Genomic DNA, 3040 nt, shown 5'->3' with positions numbered 1-3040 from the left:
GTGTCCTGGGAGAGCGATCGGCCGCGTCGTGCGGGGGTGTCGTCCTTCGGGATCAGTGGCACCAACGCGCATGTGATCCTCGAAGAGGCCCCGGCCGGGGAACCCACCGCCACGGACCTTCCGGAGCGGCCGGAGGCCACGGGCCTGGTGCTGTGGCCCGTCTCCGGGGCGAGTACGGATGGCCTGCGGGCGCAGGCACGGCAGTTGCTGGACCTGGTACAGGGCGACAATGTTCCGGACCCGGCGGACGTAGGGCTCGCGCTGGCCACCACCCGTGCGCAGTTGGAACACCGTGCAGTGATCGTCGGCTCCGACCGTGCCGAGCTGGCGGCCGGGCTGGCCGCACTGGCCGAGGAGACCCCAGCTACGGGATTGGTGCAGGGCGTGGCCCGCACCAGCGGCAAAACCGCCTTCCTCTTCACCGGGCAGGGCGCGCAGCGCGTCGGTATGGGCCGTGAACTGTACGAGGCCTTCCCCGTGTTCGCCCAGGCCCTGGACGAAGTGTGCGCTCACTTCGACGGGCTGCTGGAAGTGCTGTTCGCAGAGGAAGGGTCGGTGGAGGCGGGGCTGCTGGAGCGTACGGAGTACGCACAGCCCGCCCTGTTCGCAGTCGAAACCGCACTGTTCCGCCTGGCCACATCCTGGGGCATACGCCCGGACGTGATGGCCGGCCACTCCGTGGGCGAGATCGCCGCAGCCCACGCAGCGGGGGTGTTCTCCCTCGCGGACGCATGCACGCTGGTCGCCGCACGCGGCCGCCTCATGCAGGCCCTCCCGTCGGGCGGGGTGATGGCAGCCGTCCAGGCAACCGAGGACGAGGTCCTCGCTCTCCTCGACGGTGCCACCGACGCGGCCATCGCCGCCGTCAACGGCCCGCGCGCGGTCGTGGTCTCCGGCGCCCGTCACACCGTTGACGCGATCGTCGAAGACCTGCGGGGTCAGGGGCGCAAGACCTCCCTGCTCAAGGTCTCCCACGCCTTCCACTCACCCCTCATGGACCCCATGCTCGACGACTTCCGCACAGCGATCTCAGGCCTGACATTCACCGAACCACACACCCCCATCGTCTCCACCGTCACCGGCCGCCCCGCCACCGCGGGCGAACTCACCTCGCCCGCCTACTGGGTAGAGCACGTCCGCCACACAGTCCGCTTCGCCGACGCCGTCCACACCCTGGCCGACGACGGCGTCACCACGTTCCTGGAAGTCGGCCCGGACGCCGTCCTGACCGCGATGACCTCCACCGTGCTGGACGACGACACCCTCTGCATCCCCCTCCTCCGCCGCAACCACCCCGAACAAACCGAAACCCTCACCGCACTCGCCCGCCTCTGGACCCACGGACACACCCTCGACTGGACCACCCTCCACACCAACAACCCCACCCAACACATCAACCTCCCCACCTACCCCTTCCAACGCCAGCGCTACTGGATCAACGCGGTGGCGGGGCAGACGGACGTGGCTGCCGCCGGTCTGGCTTCCGCGCAGCACCCGTTGCTCGGTGCCACGCTCACGCTGCCGGAGTCGAGCGCGGTGGTGCTGACGGGCCGCATCGGTCTCCAGTCCCATCCCTGGCTGGCCGATCACGGCGTCATGGGGGCCGCTCTCCTGCCCGGCACCGCCTGCGTCGAGCTCGCCCTCCGGGCGGGTGACCAGGTGGGGTGCGGCCTGTTGGAGGAGCTCACCCTGGAGGTGCCGCTCGTCCTCCCGCCGCGCGGCGGCCGTGACCTGCAGGTGTCCGTGGGCGAGCCGGACGGGACAGGCCGCAGGCCGGTCGCCGTGTACTCGCGGGCTCAGGACTCCTCCGGGGACGATGCCTGGGTCCGGCACGCCGGCGGTCTGCTCGCGGACGGCACAGCCGAAGCGCGTTCCGGGACCGACCTGAGTGTGTGGCCGCCCGAGGGTGCCGCACCCGTTGATGTGAGTGCGCTCTACCCGGCCCTGGCCGCCGACGGCCTCGAATACGGTCCGGTCTTCCGCGGGCTGCGCGCCGCCTGGCGCCGCGACGGCGAGGTCTTCGCCGAGGTCGCCCTTCCCGAGGAGGCTCACGGCGACGCCGGTGCATTCGGGCTTCACCCCGCTCTTCTCGACGCGGCCCTGCATGCCACCGAGTTGCTGGGGGATGACGTCCGGCAGCCCGGACGCGGTGCGGCGCTTCCGTTCTCGTGGAGCGACGTGTCGCTGCACGCTTCGGGGGCGACCTCACTGCGGGTCAGGGTCACGGCTGTCGAGGGTGGCGCGGAGGCGACGGCGCTGGAGCTGGCCGATGCGGCCGGAGCGCCGGTGGCGTCGGTGCGTTCCATGGTCGCCCGGCCGGTGTCGGCCGAGCAGATCACGAGGGCGGGTGAGGGCTCGCTGCCGCTGTACCAGGTGGAGTGGGCCCCGATCCCGATGGACGGCGTGGGATCGGCCGCGGCCGGTCCGGAGGGCTGGGTGGTTCTCGGCCCGGAGGCGGACGGCTGGGCGTGGACGGGGATGGTGTCGCGCCCCGACCTGGCCTCGCTGGGCGATGTGGTGCCGCAGGTGGTGCTCCTGCCGTGCCCGGTGGTGGAGTTCGAGGACGGGGACGAGGCCACGGCGATGCCGGAGCGGCTCCGCGAGGTGCTCGGCGAGGTGCTCGGCACGCTTCAGCAGTGGGTTGCCCAGGAGCGGTTGTCGCCCTCCCGGCTGGTCGTCGTCACGCGGGACACGGACGGTCCCGGCGGGCTGATCAACGCCGCGGTGGAGGGTATGGTCCGCTCGGCCCAGGCGGAGCACCCGGAATCCTTCGTTCTGGCCCGCTGGGACGGTGCCGAGTCCTCGGCCCGCTACTTCCCTGCCGCGCTCGCCGGTGCCGAGCCGCAGGTGTGGGTCCAGGCGGACGGTGTGCGGGCGGCCCGGCTGGGACGCGTCGTACCGGATGAGCGGGCCGCGGCCGCGCCGGCGGTCACCGGTTTCGAGGACTGGGGCCCCGACGACACCCTCCTCATCACCGGCGGCACCGGCGGACTCGCCACCCTCCTCGCCGAACACCTCATCACCCACCACCACATCCACA

1 protein-coding gene is annotated in these 3040 nt (G+C 72.0%); it reads left to right on the top strand.

The annotated features are described in order from the left end of the window. Positions 1–36: 36 nt before the first annotated feature. Positions 37–3040 (top strand): acyltransferase domain-containing protein (locus tag ACWD4A_RS35235; protein WP_451200546.1); only part of this gene is annotated, 3004 nt, incomplete at its 3' end.

It is taken from the genome of Streptomyces sp. NPDC002537 (genome assembly GCF_053594975.1).
The sequence above is the reverse complement of the archived record's forward strand: the minus strand, read 5'-3'. Positions and strand labels throughout refer to the sequence as shown.